Source organism: Shewanella sp. SW1, from assembly GCF_025653545.1.
GTDB classification, from domain to species: Bacteria; Pseudomonadota; Gammaproteobacteria; order Enterobacterales; family Shewanellaceae; genus Shewanella; species Shewanella oncorhynchi.
Genome location: NZ_JAKKSG010000018.1, coordinates 90,250 through 106,561 on the forward strand (window position 1 = coordinate 90,250; position 16,312 = coordinate 106,561).

The window sequence follows — 16,312 nt, forward strand, 5'->3', positions numbered from 1 at the left end:
GACGCTTTGTGTAAGCATCTGTGAATAGTTGTCGGCTAATTGTGATTTGTTGATGGCAGAATTACAGGCTAATCTAGGGTGATATTTCGGCTGAGGACTAGGTAGATGCAGAATAAAATCAACCGATTAAGACTATTATGGGGAGTGGCAATTGCACTGAGTGCTGCTATTCCTCTGGCTGCACACGCGGCTAGGGTAAGTTTTAGTGAGTTTTGCCCTCAGTTTACCGGTCAATGGGTGGGCGATGCCGCCAAAGTGGGGGAAGTGCCACGAAAAGTCACAGTCACCGGATTTTGCTCCCATGATAAGCGGCAGCTGTTATTGTCTGTGAGTGTTGGCACGCGTGCGCCCTATAGTGAAACCTGGTGGTTTAGGGAGCAGGGCGAGCAAGTGTTGTTGACCTATTACGATGGCGTGTCCCAAGAGAAGCAGCAGGTCTTTAGCTTATATCGTCAAAATGGCGATTATTCTTTGCTGGGTGAGGGCGTGGTGACTGCTCGGTCTGCGTTAATTCAATTACTGTTCGAGGCAAAGGGGGCGGGTGCTCAAGCTAACGCATGGCAATGGACGCAGAATATTCAATATTTAGACGATGATGTTGATCGCTATCAGCTTTTTCGCGGGATAGAGATGACGCCAGTCGCGCCATCTCCATAGTCGCCAATCCGATTTACCTTCGATAGCGCTTAAAGTGCGCCAGCAAAATCCAGTTGGCGCCATGCTTCATAGCTGATAATTGCCACCGCATTAGACAGATTCAAGCTACGGCTGGTGGCCGCCATGGGGATGCGTAGTCTCTGCTCAGTGGGGATGGATTCGATAATCGCCATCGGTAAACCTCGGGTTTCTGGGCCGAATAGCAGCACATCGTCTTTGGCAAAACTCAGCTCAGTATGCGGGCGACTCCCCTTAGTGGTGCAGGCCATAATGCGCTTGCCAGCCATGGCTTCGAGGAAAGCATCGAAGTCTTTATGGCGAGTCACATTGGTTAAGTCGGCATAGTCCAAACCCGCGCGGCGTAGCTTTTTCTCTTCTAGATCAAAACCTAATGGCTCAATCAAATGCAGCTGGCAGCCATTGTTTGCGCAAAGGCGAATGATATTACCTGTGTTAGGTGCGATTTCTGGCTCATAGAGTGCGATATGGAACATACTGGCCCGCCTGTAGAAAATGACGGCCGATTATACGGCAAACTGTGCCCAAGCGCAGTGTCTGTTGTGGGTGGATTTGGCTAAGTTCATGCAATAGAGGTTGTGATAGGTGGAATTGTTATCTCAAGGCTTGCCTGTTTTATTATCTCAAAGTAATATATCTCAACATCGAGATACTTTTTAAGAAGTCATTATGCCCTTTATTATTGCGTTACTCGCTCCTGTATTTTGGGGGACGACCTATGCGTTAGTGAGTCTCTACTTACATGACATGTCGCCCTACTGGGTAGCCGTGTGGCGTGCCTTGCCTGCGGGGATATTAATGCTGATGCTGCGTCCTCGTTTGCCAACGCTGGTGTGGTCAAAGCTTGGTTTGCTGGCTTTTTGTAATATCGGTGCCTTCTTCACTTTGCTATTTATCGGCGCGTATCGTTTGCCGGGCGCGGTGGCGGGAACCTTAGGGGCTACTCTGCCGCTCATCTTCTTAATACTGGCTTGGCTCATTGATAAAAAACGCCCAGGAATGAAGTGGTTATTATTAGGTTTGATGGGATTAGGTGGGGTCATTTTACTGCTTAACCCTTCGGCGGATCTCGATCCTATCGGCGTACTTTGCATGCTGAGTGCCACGACGTTAATTGCCTTTTCTTCTCGCTGGATGCAAAAGTGGGATGTGGGTGACTTTTTAGTGCTGACCGCGTGGCAGCTATTATTGGGCGGTTTGATGCTGATCCCACTGGCTTGGTTTATGGCAGGGCCACCGCAGCTACCGAGTATGACGCTTGTACCTTCACTGATATGGTTAGTGATTGCCAACACCGCTGTTGCCTATTGGGCTTGGCTGTGGTCTATGCGAAACTTAGGGCCAGAAATCATGGGTATGGTCGCTTTAGTCAACCCTGTGGTTGCCGTATCATTAGGGGTCATGATTGTGGGGGAAACTTTAGATATGCGCCAATGGATGGGAATAGCGGTGATTTTATTGTCACTGTTATTGATGAAGTTACCGCAGAATTTAAGGTTAAATCCATTTAAAAAAGTGCAACCCTAGTCATTATTTTGGGGTGAATGAGGCATAGATGCTAAAACGTTTGGATCTGAATTTACTGCCCGTACTCGAAATCCTACTTGAGGAACAAAGCGTGACCGCTGCAGCTGCGCGGTTGCATTTGAGCCAGTCGGCGGTGAGTAAACAGCTCACACGTCTGAGGGAAGTATTTGATGATCCTTTATTTGAGCGTACCGCCTACGGCCTAAAACCGACACCCAAGGCTTTGTCACTCGCGCCTGAGTTGCGCCAATGCTTACAGCAATTGGCGCAATTTACTCGGCCGGACACCTTCGAACCCGCCTTGAGCCAACGACAGTTTAGAATGCATTTGGTCGAAACCACCTATTCACTGACCTTTCCTCATTTTATGCCCATGTTGCTCACTCAAGCGCCCGGTGTGAGTCTCAATTGCCAAACGTGGCGACTCGATACCATGGACAGATTACTGCGCTGCGACATCGACTTAGCCATAGGTTGCCGCGAGTGGGATGAGCGCTCGCCCATGCATGTGAATAATATTCCCGATGACTTATGCCATGTTGAGTTAGTGCAGGATTATCCCGTGTGTTTGATGCGTCGTGATCATCCGGCGTTAACACAAGAATGGAATTTAGATACCTTCTTGAGTTATCGCCATCTGCAAGTGGCCTTTGGCGGTTTAGAGCATTGGTTGCTGGATGATGTGTTGCAACTCGAGGGCCGTCAGCGGGATATTGCCGTGAATATGACCGACTTTCAGAGTGCTCTCACCCTGTGTGAACAGAGCGATTTGATCCTCTGCGCACCTTCGCGCTATGCCTTGGCTGTGATGAAGTCTTTTGAGCTTCAGTCTTTACCATCACCCATCAAGCTGATCCCCGGTGCGTATTTATTGATGTGGCACAAACACTTCGAACACGACTTGAGCCATAAATGGCTGCGAGAGTTGATTATTAGCCAAGTGCTGCGTTCGATTACACCTCAGTTTTAGGCACTTTTGGTGCGGCTAACCAAGTGATTAATGTGGGCAAGATATTTTGCCCATCTGCTAAGCCTTGCTGATAGACGACGGTTACTTTACCGATATTGCGATCGAGCCGCGATAGGTTAAGTGGTTGCGCTGGGCGGATCACAAAGGCGTTATTATTCGCAACGGCTTGGTTTAACTCGACTAATGCTTGATTATAAACACGATGGCGTTCACTTAGCGCATGGGCAACGGCGGGGTAGCGTTTATAGGTTTTGCGGGCTAACCAATTCATTTTCATCGCGGATTTTTGGTAATGCTGATCTTGAGTCAAGATCACCACTTGGCGTGCATAACCATCTTTGCGTGATTGCGCTAACGGTATCGGTTCGCCGATGCCGCCATCGAGGTAATGGTGTTGGTTAATCACGCTGGGTTTAGACATAAAAGGCAGGCTAGAGGAGGCAATGAGCACGTTGAGTAATTTATCGTGGTCGTTAAAATCAGCCATACCAAAGTAATCGGTGTTTCCTGTATTGCAGTTAAAGGCGCCGACCTTGAATTCGGTATTACTATTTAAAAATGTATCAAAATCAAATGGCAGCAACTCATAAGCCATGCGACGGTAGGTAAAGTCTGTATTGACATAATTACCCGTTGCCAGCCAATGGCGGATGCCCATATAGCGTTTGTCATTGAGATATTGCTGCTGAATGTGGAGATTGCGACCAAATTGGCGGGATACATAGGACGCGGGATAAATGGCACCTGCAGATACCCCAATTACATAGTTGAAGTGAAGTGACTGCTGTAAAAACGCGTCTAATACACCTGCGGTATAAATGGCTCTGAGGCCACCACCTTCCAACACTAAGGCCACATCTTTCATCGAGTTACATCTTTTTATCGGTTTATCACCGCAGAATACCCCAGCGTAGCGCAGAAATGAATGCGTGTAAGGTATCCTCAAGATGCGTGACCAACATCAAGATGATGTGACTTTTTCTTAGTTTTAATTGGTAAGATATTGGTTACGTTATCGTTTACACCATCTTTTTGATGGCCCAGATTAACATGATAGGCTTGGTGAAAATCTGCCTGACTAAAGTATTGGCTAAGTGCATTGAGTGCTTCTTTCACTTTTGCGGGCTGCTTATCTCGCGCCGACGTTACGCTATAAACACTGTAGGTATTGAGTGACCATTCGGGTAATAGGGTGACCAGTTGGCCGCTTTCGAGGTATTTGTGTACTTCAGGTTCGGGCAGGGCGGCAAATCCTAGACCATCGAGTGTGAGTTGAATTAACGCCTGCATATTGTTGACGCTAATTCGCTGGCTTGTCAGTTCAAAACACTCTTGGCTGAAGGCGTGGGTTAAGATATCGCCTTTAGCATAAGTGTGATAGATCCGATTTAATTCAGCTAACTCCGTTGGGTGGCTAAGGTTTTTATGCATTGGCAGATAATTGGGGGAGGCGCACAGTAACATACGCCAATCGGCTAAATGGCGGGCAATTAAGTTGGAATCCGATAAGGGGCCGATGCAAATCGCCAGATCGATACCGTCGTTGACTATATCTATCGGGCCATCTTGCAGCAGTAAATTCAAACTTATCTGTGGATGTGCTGCCAATAGGTAATTAAAAGGTTCGCTTAACAGGCCGCCGCCAAATCCTATAGGCGCGGCAATTTTTAATTCCCCTGATGGAATACCTTTCAAGTTATTAAGTTTCTGCTCCGTGCTTTCGACTATCGCTATGACCTTGCGGCAATTCTCATAGAACAAACTGCCCGCTTCGGTGAGTGTGAGGTTGCGGGTATTGCGGTGGAATAGGCTGATCCCCATGTCCATTTCGAGCTTGGTCACTTGCTGACTTACCGCCGACGAGCTGAGATTTAATTGCTGCGCTGCGGCACTCATTGAGCCCTTTTCTGCGATTGTCGCAAAAACGATCATCCCTTTGATCATGTTTTTATTCATTTTTAAGTAACTCTTACAAGTGAATACCTAAAGTCTAACTTGAGCTGATTGTAACATAGAGATACATTGCCGTATTGAAAATTGTTCTCATTTACAATCTTTGCTCTAATGGAGACTTGTCGGTTATGTTGTTAAGTCGTAAGAAGTACCTCGCTCAAGTGATCACCGCTTTATGTTTGTTGCCCACAGTACCAGTAACAAATGCCCTTGCGGATACCGCGTCAGATAAAGAAAAGATGATGGAAAGAATCGTGGTGACTGCATCGGGATTTGAACAGCAAATTCGCGATGCGCCAGCTTCTATCAGCGTGATCACCCGTGAGGATCTGGATAACCGCTTCTACCGCGACTTAACCGATGCCATGTTAGAAGTGCCCGGCGTAGTGATTACGGGCGGTGCAGACCGTCAGGATATCAGTCTGCGGGGCATGGGTAGCCAATACACGTTAATTTTAGTGGATGGTAAACGCCAATCCTCGCGCGAGACACGGACCAACAGTGACGGCCCAGGCGTTGAAGGCGCTTGGACGCCACCATTGGCTGCTATCGATAGAATTGAGATCGTTCGTGGGCCTATGTCGTCACTTTATGGTTCGGATGCCATTGGTGGGGTAATTAACATTATCACTCGCAAAGTGCCAAACGAGTGGCAGGGTGAGGTGCGACTCGACAGCACTTTGCAGGAAAAATCTGACTCGGGAAATGTGTATCAAGGCAACTTTTTCGTCAACGGTGGTTTGATCAAAGATCTGCTAGGGATGCAACTTTATGGTCAATATACCCAGCGTGAAGAAGATCAAATCTATGGTGGTTACCGAGGTCGCGATGCGACTAACTTGACCGCGAGATTTGCGCTCACACCCAATGAAAATCACGATATCATGTTTGAAGTTGGTACTTCTAACCAAGAACTCGACAGCAGTTTAGGTAAAACCGTCACACCGTTAGCACCGGGCGAAGCCTGTGGTCGTCGCGGTTGCCCTGAATCTTCAACGACAGAATATGAAAACAGCACCTTCTCCCTTTCACATACAGGTCGTTGGGACTTTGGTACTTCGGATAGCTATATCAAGCATGAAGTGTTTGATAATAAAACCCGTAAGATGAAAATCACTAACACGGATGCGCAATCTAGCCTTATCACTACGTTAGGCCAAAGTCATACAGCGACCTTTGGCGCAGCATTCAACCATCAAGATCTCACCGACGAAACAGGTAACCAAGTGAGTGACTTAACTGATATTAGTCGCAAACAATGGTCGGTGTTTTCTGAGGATGAATGGCGCATTGTCGATAACTTTGCTCTGACCATGGGGCTGCGTTTGGATGATGATGAGAACTTTGGTAATCATGTCAGTCCGCGCGTTTATGGCGTGTGGGGATTAACCGACAGCACCACCTTAAAGGGCGGTGTATCAACAGGGTTTAGGGCGCCGAGTTTACGCCAGACAGTGCCCGACTGGGGACAAGTTAGCCGCGGTGGCAACATGTACGGTAATCCAGATTTACAACCTGAAACTTCAGTTAACTACGAGTTAGGTTTGTATTCTGATCTGACCGAGAGCATTACCGCTAGCGCGGGTGTGTTCTATAACGAGTTTAATGACAAGATCACCCGCGTTGCCTGTCCTGCGACTCAATGTACCGATGGTCCAAATCAATTTGGTTCTAATCCGACGACTTATGTGAACGTCGACGAAGCTGTGACCCAAGGGATTGAACTGAGTATCGACTATCGCATTCGCTCAAACTTGAGTTTGACAGGTAACTATACCTATACGGATTCGGAGCAAAAGACAGGTGTTTATAAAGGTAGCCCATTGAATCAATTGCCTAAGCATTTGATCCAAGCGTCTTTCAACTACGAGCCTATTGATAATTTAAGCACTTGGTTGAGGGTGAACTACCGTGGCGAAGAGAGCCAACCGACGACAGGACCTTCATCGAGCAGTTTAATCGCCCCTTCTTATACTCTGCTGGATTTGGGGGCTAACTACCAGTTGAACGATAGCCTGAAATTTAGCGCGGGCATTTATAACGCCTTCGATAAGAAAATTACCCAAGAGGAATACGGTTATATCGAAGATGGCCGCCGTTACTGGTTAGGTATGACTTATAGTTTTTAAATTAAAAATAGCGAGTTATAAAGAAGCCTGCACTTAGCTGGCTTCTTTTTTGATTATTCAAAATTCGGTTTACGAATAAACAGGACGCTGAGATCTTGCTTTGGCGTGAACTGTTTTTGCTGGAATTCAAAGGTGAGTGGGTCAGTTTTTTTAAGCTCACCATCAAAACACAAGCTAATGAGATCTGTGGGCTGGGATTTTTTTAGGGTGAGTTTGAAGTCCTTAATCGACCCTTGCCAGTTATTAGCTGTGACCAAAATATAGCTAAGATGGCTCCATTCGACGCCAATCTCCTGATCTTCACCGTCTTGTTTAATGATAAGGTTGCGCTTCCTAATGCCTTGCTTGGCACTTTCATCTAAACAGGCCAGTTCAGTGTAAGTATCAATAATACTACTGGCAGTATCGGGGATGCCCGTTGAGATGCTTGGCGTGTAGCTATGGCTGATAGCGACAGATTGGCCCGCGGGAAAGGTTTGTTCCCACACAAAGTAATCACTTAGGGTAAAGGTGATTTGTTGGTCCTCATCCAACCATTGTTTGGGGAGCGCGGGTTTGCCCTCGGGGACTTCGGCATATTCGGCAAAGTAAGCGACTTCATCTATCCCCCAACCAAGCTGTTTCAGCTCGGCTGAAATATCGGTTTTATCGGCAAGTTGGGCAACCAGCCTGTGCTGAGTTGGCTGGGTATTACCATTCACTTTAAGGGTGAAATTATCAATGCTGCTGTGATCGGCTGAGCCAAAAAACATCGGTGGCATGGGGAAGGCGATGGGGACGATAAGATCCTGCGAACTGGTGTTGGTAAACACATAATCGACCCTGACTTCGGTCTCGCTGATGAAGAGGGACTCTTTATCCATACTGATATTAGGCTGATATTTCAAGGTAATAGAGCCATTAGCATCGCCAAAACTGCTGTCGTTGGCAGAGGCCGTTTCTCCGTAGACGAGTAAAACTATAGCAAAAAGGGGTATGGCTAAGTGTGCTGACATGTACTTCTTAACTCTAGTTGGATGCTTTAAGTATCAATGGGGAACGATTATTGCGCGCGGGCGAGGTCGATGGCCGCACTTATCGCATTTCGCGCTTGTGGGCTATTTTTCCAGCAAGTAGTGCGCAGCATGCTGGCGACTAAGTTAGCAATATCATCCACTTCGTGTTGGGCGAGTTGTTGTAGCGAGCTGATGCCAATTTCTTCGAAGCGTTTAATTACTGTCGGGCCAACACCTTTGAGTGCTAATAAGGCTTGTTTTTCTTGTTCATTAAAACCCATAACGAATACTCCTTTATTGTTGGGATTGTGCTCAATTAATAGTACTGGGCAAGATTACCTTTAAACCGAGTTAACAAAAAGGCCCTCGAAGGGCCTGTTTAGTCTTTATGAATCAACAATCATCAATAAGTGTTACATATCACAGGGTTTGAGCGGTTTACGCAACTGGGCGCGCACGTTATCCATGCCTGAGTAAAACTCTTTCATCATCAATAGACCCATCATCTTGCCGTTGTCGGTGACGATCAGATTGTCGGGATCTGTTGGGTCGTTTTTGATGGCGCCAATCAGTTTCATTGAGGTCATTTCTTTAAATAAGGCGGTATCTAAATTGACGCCAAAGGTTTCGCGGAAATATTTACGCGATAAACGGCCGGAGAACATGCCCAGCAAAAAGCGATATTGCATCACGTCTTTTTTGCTGTAGTTCTTTTGTTGCTCGACACCCATTTGACCCGCTGCGATGCGTTCTTGGTACTTACGTAGTGAGAAAGTGTTCACATAAAGCGTGTCATTTAAGAAACTAAATGAGCCCGAACCTACCCCTAAGTATTCGTCGTAATCAATAACGTATTCGTCAAATCCTTCGTCATCGGTTTTACCAAATGCCCATGCAGACAATTGATTATATTGACCATTAAGACTGTTTAATATTTGGCGATATTGGTTTGCCATATCCGCTTGCGGCGCAGCTAATTTGCCTTTAACGCTCTTACGGGTTTGATGAGTGATCATCAGCGGATAGGTGGTAATTTGTCTTGGATCTAAGCGTGATGCCATGTCGAGATCGTGTTGGATCACTTCATCGGTTTGGCCGCGGAAACCAAAAATCAGGTCGACGTTGATAATAGGGAACAACTCTTTGGCACCCATGATCTTGTCGAAGGTTTGCTGACCCGTGCCGAATTTATCGAGTCGGTCGGTCATTTTTAAAATATCGTCATTAAAGCTTTGCACGCCGATAGACATGCGATCCACTAAGCCTTTGAGCTGTTTAAAGCCTGGGCTGTCTAAATGCTGCGGATCGGACTCGCAGGAGACTTCTTTAATGCTAGGAAATAGGGTTTTAGCGTGTTCTATGGTACGGGCTAATTCGTCTTCTAATACCGTGGTGGTACCACCACCAATATACATAGATTCAAAGTCATAGCCGAGGGCCTTGACCATTTCCATCTCTTTACGTAATGAGATGAAGTAGGCACGCGCCTTGTCTTCCTTAAACATAAAACGGTGGAAGGTACAGTAAGAGCACAGGGTATGGCAGAAGGGAATATGTGCGTATAGCATATATTTTTTGCCTTCAACCGGTGCTGGCATCATTTCTGCGGAAAGCGTATCGAGGCGAAGATTCTTATCGACATAGTACTGCATGACCCGTTCCATCGAGCCGAGCATCCAGTTAGGGACGGTAATATTCGCTTGATAAGGCGTTGCGATAGCGCCGTTGAGCGTTTGAATAACTGATGACATAACGATTCCTATCTGAGAGTGCTAACCGTAAACACCGAAATTGCTTTAGGTAATTCACGACCACCTAGCGCAATAAGACTACCTCGTATGTAATTGTTAAAACGTGAACTGGTTATAAGTTACGGTTTCCTAACAAGGAAATCACGAGCTTTTTGTTAAGCAGATCATGTTTTAGCGATTGAGAATGCATTTTTATCATGTATTTTTTAGCGGAATTTATTGTAGATTTGCGGGGTTAGCTTACCGCGTCAGTCTAAATGCTGAGATTGAAAATCACCATTCTAGGCATTTTGTTGCTGGCGGATTAGCGCTTGTCTATCCAAGGGACGGCTGTCATCATCCGAACGATAAAAATAACCTCTTGATGTAAAGGGCCCGCTATGTTGGCAAACGTAAACCGCTTCTTCCCGCTGTTGGCACTGATAGGCGCAATGACAGCTTATCTGATGCCGAGTTGGTTTACTGAGCTTAAATCCGCCATAGTGCCGCTGTTGGTGATCATCATGCTATCTATGGGGCTCACTTTAGATCTTCAGGATTTTGCTAATGCCTTCAAACAGAAACGTGCGGTACTCGCAGGACTCGTGCTGCAATTTTCTGTCATGCCGCTCAGTGCATTATTGATCAGCCTGTTATTAGGATTAGATAGGGAACTCACCATAGGCATGGTGCTAGTAGGCAGTGTTGCAGGCGGCACCGCCTCAAACGTGGTCTGTTATTTAGCGAAAGGCGACGTGGCTTTATCGATAACCATGACGGCACTATCAACCTTAGCGGGCGTGGTGTTAACACCACTGATTATTAAGCTGTTGATTGGGGAAATGATCGAGATACCCTTCGCCGATATGCTGCTGAGTTTAGTGAAAATTGTGCTGATCCCTGTCAGCTTTGGCGTGATTATCAATCATTTTTTTAAATCGCTGGTGGCTAAAGTCGCTCCTGCATTGCCACTGATTTCTATCTTGGCAATTGTGATGGCGATTACGATTATCGTGGCGTTAAATGCCAATCAGTTTGATAAAGTTGGCCCCATAATTCTGCTGGCCGTGTTCTTACATAATGGCCTTGGTCTCGCATTAGGCTATTTCTGTTGCCGTTTATTAGGCTTTAACCACACAGTTTGTAAAACTATCTCCATCGAAGTTGGCCTACAAAACTCCGGTCTCGCCACTGCTTTATGTATTAAATTCTTTAGTCCTATTTCTGCCATTCCCAGCGCGATATTTTCGATATGGCATAATTTGTCTGGCGCCATGTTGGCGGGATATTGGGCGAGGGAATCGCAAGATTAAGATGTTGCTGTCGAAAATAGACAATGCCTGTGACCTGAGCAAGCGTGGCCACAGGCTTAAATTGCTGTGACTAATTAACCGGTAATGGGGTCTCGACAGGCATGAGTGTTAGCTGCAAGATATTTTCTTGCCGGCTTAATGCCAGTGGCAGTGTGTAGTTGGGAAAGCGTAATCCGAATACAGCACCTTGTTGTAACAAGTGATACAGCTGATCTGTCATGGTAATCGTTAAACTGGCGCAGCCATGTTCATCGACTCTGCCTTCTAGTGGTAAGGCGATTTTATCAGCTAAGGTTAGATACGCCGCCATACGCCAGTGAGAGTTTTCTCCAATATTGTATGTGCTGCCATGCAGTTGGTTGTAGCCTAAACCACAGGCCTGCAAGCTTAATTGGGTTTTGGCCGCTGTTGGCAACGAAATAATCTGTTGTCGCTGCTGTGCCAGAAACTTACCCCACGTCAGGCGATGAATAACTGAGTCAAGTGAGATGGGAACATACTCATCTTGCTGTTTTAGTGCATTAAAGCGGGCAATGCCCTGTTCCAATTTAGTGAGATCGTCTTCATATTCCAGTTGTGCCTTAAGCAGATTATATGCGGGCGTTTTAGCTTGTTCCATGCCAGCTAACGCTGCTTTCTCGTAGTATACCAGTGCTTGCACTTTATCGGCTTCTGCGCCCAAACCGCGCTCTTCCATGCTGCCTAAATGATAGTTAGCGATGGCAACTTGACGCTTAGCACCTTGTAAAAATGCGGCTTTCGCACCGCTGTAGTCATTTTCATTCAACAGTAGGGCGCCGTAGTTTGTCCACGCCGTACCATCATCTGCTGCCATACCCAATTCTAGCCACTTTATGGCTTGCTGGCGTAACTGCGGGATGTCGAGACTTTCTCTTTCGCTGCCGACACTTTGCATCGCCATTAAGTACGCGCGCAGATACTCGCGTGAGGCATTATCCAGATAGAGGTTATCGGGTTGGAGTTCAAAGGCTTGCCCAAAGTAACTCCCCGCTTGCTGCGCCGCAGTGATTGCTTTCGCTAGATAGAACCTTGAGCTGGGATCTGCCGGACTGTGTGCTCGTCCTAGGTTATATAAGGTCGGTAGCTTAAGACCCTGCGCCAGTGCTTCTTCTAACAAGGGGATGGCCTGCGTTTTGCTATCATTATCCAGCGCCATGCTGCCTAGATTATGGCTGGCACGGGCCGAACCTAAGGCTCTGGCTTGTTCATAGTATTGGCTGGCGGTGGCATTGTCTTGCGTGACGCCACGGCCGAGATGGTAGGCTTTACCCAGTAAGAATAACGCCTCAGCATTGTTCTCTGCTGCTTGCTGCTGTGCTTGTTGCAAGAAAGCGTCGTATTGTTGTTGCTCAAATAACTGTTCCAGCGCGGACTTTTCTGCGGTTGCTGCAAAGCTTACGGTCAACAGTAATAGGAGAGTAGCAATAGTGAATATCTTCATAACATCCTTGTCGTTAAGCGGGTACTTGCAAGCGGTAGTGCGATTGAAGTTGGCTAACATAGTGGTTTGTTATGCTACAAGCAAGCCTTGCGGTTTACCACTGTGTTATGGACAGGCGGATGAATTGCAGCGGTAGCACTGCCGTGTGTTGGCGTTACATGGAAGCCGACGATAGCTAATCGTTGATTAGCTGAGTCCGAAGTTTTTTAGTGGTATTTAATATTGTGGGAGTGGGAGATGGGCAATACGTATCTTCATTGCTGAACTATAGGCTTCACGCCCTTATTATTGGTTTAGCACTGTTGACACTGAATCAATTTAATCATTTTTTGGTAAATAATTTTTCTAAAAATACAGTATTAATAATAGGTTATTTTTCTTGGCTGCGATTTATATTGCAGGTGTGTGACTCGCCTTATATCTCATCTAAAAATCTGACAGCCCAATAATTTTTGTTATTAGGCCGCAGATTTAAAAGCTTTTTTCAGGGAGCCTAAACCTAAAGCTTAAAATGCGAGACCACGCCGACGAGTTGTTCCTTCGTCGCGGCCAAAGAGGTTGCGCTATTGAGGGTGGCTTTACCGCTTTGATTCAGTTCATCGACCATTTCACTAATGGTGGTCAGATTACGGTTTATCACTTCGGTCACAGCGCTTTGTTCTTCTGCTGCGGTGGCAATTTGATTACTGAGCCCATTAATATCGAACACATAAGTGGTCAGGGTATCAAGGTTTTCCGTCACTAGATTGGTGGTATCGGCGGCTTGCTGGCAACTGTGTTTCGTTTGCTCCATTGCGGTTACGGCGGCATTGGCACCAAGATAAAGTTGTTCCAGCATCTGGTTGATTTCTGCGGTACTTGCTTGAGTGCGTGCGGCCAGTGAGCGAACTTCATCGGCGACAACAGCAAAGCCTCGACCTTGTTCACCTGCACGGGCGGCTTCGATGGCTGCATTAAGCGCTAGCAGATTGGTTTGATCGGCAATTTCACCTATTACATTCAAAATCGCGGCGATATGACGGGTATTTTCGTTCATATCATTAATCGCATCAGCAGCGACATCGACTTTAGCGACCAAGGCAATCACAGTGTTGGCAGCTTGTTCAACGGCTTTCTTCGATTTATCCGCTTGCGCATTTGCTTGTTGAGTAAACTGGGCAGCAGATGCTGCATCACCTGCGACATTATGGGCCGTGGCGCTCATTTCAGTCATGGCTGTCACGACTTGGTCGGTTTCAACGGCGTGGATTTGCAGTGCATGATTATTGGCATTTGACTGTACATTCAATTGCCCAATTTGGTCAGACATATGATCCGAGGCTTGGGTAATATCCGAGATAATATGGCGTAGATTATCGATAACGCGATCGAGATCTGTGGCGAGTGAGCAGAGCTCGTTGTCACCCTTAATATTTGTCTTGTGTGTCAGGTCGCCATTGGCTAGGCGTTCTATTACCCGCTTAATGTCATTGACTACCCGGACTAAGCGTTTGCTCATAAAGAGCGCGCTAAGGATCGAGGCGACGATGGCAAATAAAATCAGGCCTAGTAATAGGCTTTCTGCGATAGCAATCTTACTTCCTGCCTGAGCTCCTAACTCATGGTTACGGATAGTGATTAGTGAAACGAGTTGATTGATCTGATCGCTGACTTTAGGGCCGAGTTCACGACGTTCCTGAGTTAATTCAGCTTCTGTTGAGGTGCGTTCAGCAAGCGTAACTTCTTGTCGGTAAAGACGGACATATTGCTCTATCTGTGGCTGTAAAGTCTGAATGTTACGCGCATTTTGCCCCATGAAATTGGTATCAAACTCAGAGAGTTTCGCGACGAGTTGACCAACTTTCTGCTGATGTTCGGTAATGCCTTTTTCATTGTGAACTAACGTCGCTAAACGAATCTCAAAGAATTCAGCACGTATATTGGTAAAGGTTTCAGCTAGTTGGGTATTGTTGACTAAGCGATGGCTAGTTTCACCGAGATCGGTAAAGCTACGATAGGATGAGATACCTATGATGATGAGTAGAATACTCGCGATCACCGAGGGCAAAGCCGTCAGAGTGCTGGTTTTAGCATTATTAAACATAGTGACCTTAAGGATGTAAAACGGATAGAAGAGGTGATGTAATAAAATTACACAATATGGTCATTTTACAGCCTGAAATAAGAGGGCGCAAATTGATGGTTGTTTAAATTACACCGTAAGGCATTGTTTATTAATACTTGTTTTCATATTGTTGCATGTAATCAAACGCTGGGTTGATTATATATTGAGTTGCAAAATAACGTTGAATTCTAACTTATTGTTTTTAATTTATAATTTGTCAAATCTCCTAAATTTCGAAACATAGAAACAACACAGGTATTGCCGCTTGTGAGCGACATCACAGATTGAGTAAATGTTTTAAAATGTATCAATGTTGGCATGAAGAAAAACACCTCGACGCTGCGAGGTGTTTTAATTCAACCGACGGTTTCTTTTATGCGTTGAGACGAGTCAATGATACTAGTCTTTGTATTTCAAGGTGCCGTTAGCTTTGATTTCGTCAAACCACAGGTTGTGATGTTGGCTGGCCCAGTTTTCATCACAGTAGCCTGACACCATACATTCCATACCACCTTCTGACATCACAGTTGCCATGAAGATGTGTACGATAGAGAAAGCACAGATCACGATAGCGCTCACTGAATGCAGTACCAGGGCGATCAAGCTTAATGTACGGCTTGGCTCGAACAGGTTAGGGAAGAGTAATAACATGCCCGAGGCTGAAATGACTAATCCAAACAGGGCAAATGCCCAGAACCACATTTTCTCACCCGCGTTAGCAAAACCTGCATCTGGGTGCTTACCTTTGAACGGACCAAAGTTAATGTAACCGCCTACTACCATGAACCACTTTACGTCGTACATTTTTGGCAGTTGGTTTTTCGCCCATAGGGTGGTCATCAATGCCCAACCTATCATGAAGGGAATCGCCATCACGTCATGGATTTGCTTCGCGCCATAGACGATTGCTTCCCAGATGCCTTCGCCCAACCAAGGTTGGAAGAAGAAGCGACCCGCCAGCAAGGTTAAGCCTGTTAAAATCAACAGTAAGCATGGAATCGCGCCTAACCAGTGGATTGAAACATCAAACTTAGACCAGCGATGCACTAACTTGCCTGAAAAACCATGGTGCAGCTTGGAGATGCCATTCACCTTGATAAATAGGACAAAGATAATGATCATACCGAATAGTGCTGCCATTAAGGCGGGCGCTAACCAGTCGCTACGCAGCTCCAATACTCGTAAATCATAGGTATTGATCGGCTGAGCATGAAACTCACTTTGGGAGGTAGTGTATCCCGTGGCACCATCCTTCAGTTGCGCCCAAATTTGGGCATCAGACTGTTGAACTTGATTCGCCAGTTCATCACCACCATTGGCTATACACACAGCACTAAATAACAGTGCTATGGCTAAACCTATGTGTTTGAACCATTTGTTCATCATACATCCTCTCTCACTTAGTCGCGCCCACCTAGATAGGCGCTAAGCTAAGTCTGTGGACAGATCCTGTT

14 protein-coding genes are annotated in these 16,312 nt (G+C 46.2%); 5 read left to right on the forward strand and 9 right to left on the reverse strand.

What is annotated here, in order from left to right; all coding sequences use genetic code 11:
• Positions 1-105: 105 nt before the first annotated feature.
• Complete coding sequence (locus tag L5M71_RS16495) at positions 106-657, forward strand: hypothetical protein (protein WP_212599557.1); 552 nt, start codon at positions 106-108, stop codon at positions 655-657.
• A 29-nt stretch (positions 658-686) separates the two neighbouring features.
• Here the strand turns inward: L5M71_RS16495 and trmL are convergent, their stop codons facing one another.
• Positions 687-1,151, reverse strand: a complete 465-nt coding sequence (gene trmL / locus L5M71_RS16500; RefSeq protein ID WP_006079682.1) for a tRNA (uridine(34)/cytosine(34)/5-carboxymethylaminomethyluridine(34)-2'-O)-methyltransferase TrmL — start codon at positions 1,149-1,151, stop codon at positions 687-689.
• Positions 1,152-1,344: 193 nt separating this feature from the next.
• On the opposite strand from trmL, the gene L5M71_RS16505 reads away from it, so the two are divergent.
• Entirely contained in the window at positions 1,345-2,202 is an 858-nt protein-coding gene (locus L5M71_RS16505; RefSeq protein WP_173248142.1) for a DMT family transporter, read from the forward strand.
• Positions 2,203-2,230: 28 nt separating this feature from the next.
• The gene (locus tag L5M71_RS16510) at positions 2,231-3,172 is read left to right on the forward strand and encodes a LysR family transcriptional regulator (RefSeq protein ID WP_113940308.1); all 942 of its coding nucleotides are present in this window, start codon (positions 2,231-2,233) and stop codon (positions 3,170-3,172) included.
• Here the strand turns inward: L5M71_RS16510 and L5M71_RS16515 are convergent.
• Both L5M71_RS16515 and L5M71_RS16520 read right to left on the reverse strand, forming a co-directional pair.
• Positions 3,156-4,037, reverse strand: coding sequence for a patatin family protein (locus L5M71_RS16515; protein ID WP_263208757.1), 882 nt, complete (start codon positions 4,035-4,037; stop codon positions 3,156-3,158). The two genes, L5M71_RS16510 and L5M71_RS16515, sit on opposite strands and share 17 nt — an antisense overlap.
• 77 nt (positions 4,038-4,114) lie before the next feature.
• A complete protein-coding gene (locus tag L5M71_RS16520) occupies positions 4,115-5,128 on the reverse strand; it encodes a LysR family transcriptional regulator (protein ID WP_263208759.1) in 1,014 nt (337 codons plus the stop codon).
• Between the two features lie 125 nt (positions 5,129-5,253).
• Here L5M71_RS16520 and L5M71_RS16525 point away from each other — a divergent pair, with 125 nt between their 5' ends.
• Complete coding sequence (locus tag L5M71_RS16525) at positions 5,254-7,254, forward strand: ligand-gated channel protein (protein ID WP_263208761.1); 2,001 nt, start codon at positions 5,254-5,256, stop codon at positions 7,252-7,254.
• Between the two features lie 53 nt (positions 7,255-7,307).
• On the opposite strand, the gene L5M71_RS16530 is transcribed toward L5M71_RS16525, so the two are convergent.
• From L5M71_RS16530 to L5M71_RS16540, 3 genes are all read right to left on the reverse strand, one after another.
• The gene (locus tag L5M71_RS16530) at positions 7,308-8,249 is read right to left on the reverse strand and encodes a DUF4424 domain-containing protein (RefSeq protein WP_263208763.1); all 942 of its coding nucleotides are present in this window, start codon (positions 8,247-8,249) and stop codon (positions 7,308-7,310) included.
• A 47-nt stretch (positions 8,250-8,296) separates the two neighbouring features.
• Positions 8,297-8,530 carry a hypothetical protein gene (locus tag L5M71_RS16535; protein ID WP_011787794.1) on the reverse strand — a complete coding sequence of 78 codons (234 nt, stop codon included), beginning with the start codon at positions 8,528-8,530 and terminating at the stop codon, positions 8,297-8,299.
• A gap of 132 nt (positions 8,531-8,662) precedes the next feature.
• Positions 8,663-10,000 carry a coproporphyrinogen III oxidase family protein gene (locus tag L5M71_RS16540; protein ID WP_025008660.1) on the reverse strand — a complete coding sequence of 446 codons (1,338 nt, stop codon included), beginning with the start codon at positions 9,998-10,000 and terminating at the stop codon, positions 8,663-8,665.
• Between the two features lie 380 nt (positions 10,001-10,380).
• On the opposite strand from L5M71_RS16540, the gene L5M71_RS16545 reads away from it, so the two are divergent.
• Positions 10,381-11,292 carry a bile acid:sodium symporter family protein gene (locus L5M71_RS16545; RefSeq protein ID WP_263208765.1) on the forward strand — a complete coding sequence of 304 codons (912 nt, stop codon included), beginning with the start codon at positions 10,381-10,383 and terminating at the stop codon, positions 11,290-11,292.
• 70 nt (positions 11,293-11,362) lie between these two features.
• On the opposite strand, the gene L5M71_RS16550 is transcribed toward L5M71_RS16545, so the two are convergent.
• The 3 genes from L5M71_RS16550 to L5M71_RS16560 all read right to left on the reverse strand — a co-directional run bounded on the left by L5M71_RS16550 (position 11,363) and on the right by L5M71_RS16560 (position 16,241).
• Positions 11,363-12,754 carry a tetratricopeptide repeat protein gene (locus tag L5M71_RS16550; protein WP_263208768.1) on the reverse strand — a complete coding sequence of 464 codons (1,392 nt, stop codon included), beginning with the start codon at positions 12,752-12,754 and terminating at the stop codon, positions 11,363-11,365.
• 499 nt (positions 12,755-13,253) lie between these two features.
• Positions 13,254-14,837 (reverse strand): methyl-accepting chemotaxis protein, encoded by a 1,584-nt coding sequence (locus L5M71_RS16555; RefSeq protein WP_263208770.1) that lies wholly within the window; start codon positions 14,835-14,837, stop codon positions 13,254-13,256.
• A gap of 420 nt (positions 14,838-15,257) precedes the next feature.
• Entirely contained in the window at positions 15,258-16,241 is a 984-nt protein-coding gene (locus tag L5M71_RS16560) for a formate dehydrogenase subunit gamma (protein ID WP_226059963.1), read from the reverse strand.
• Positions 16,242-16,312 lie beyond the last annotated feature (71 nt).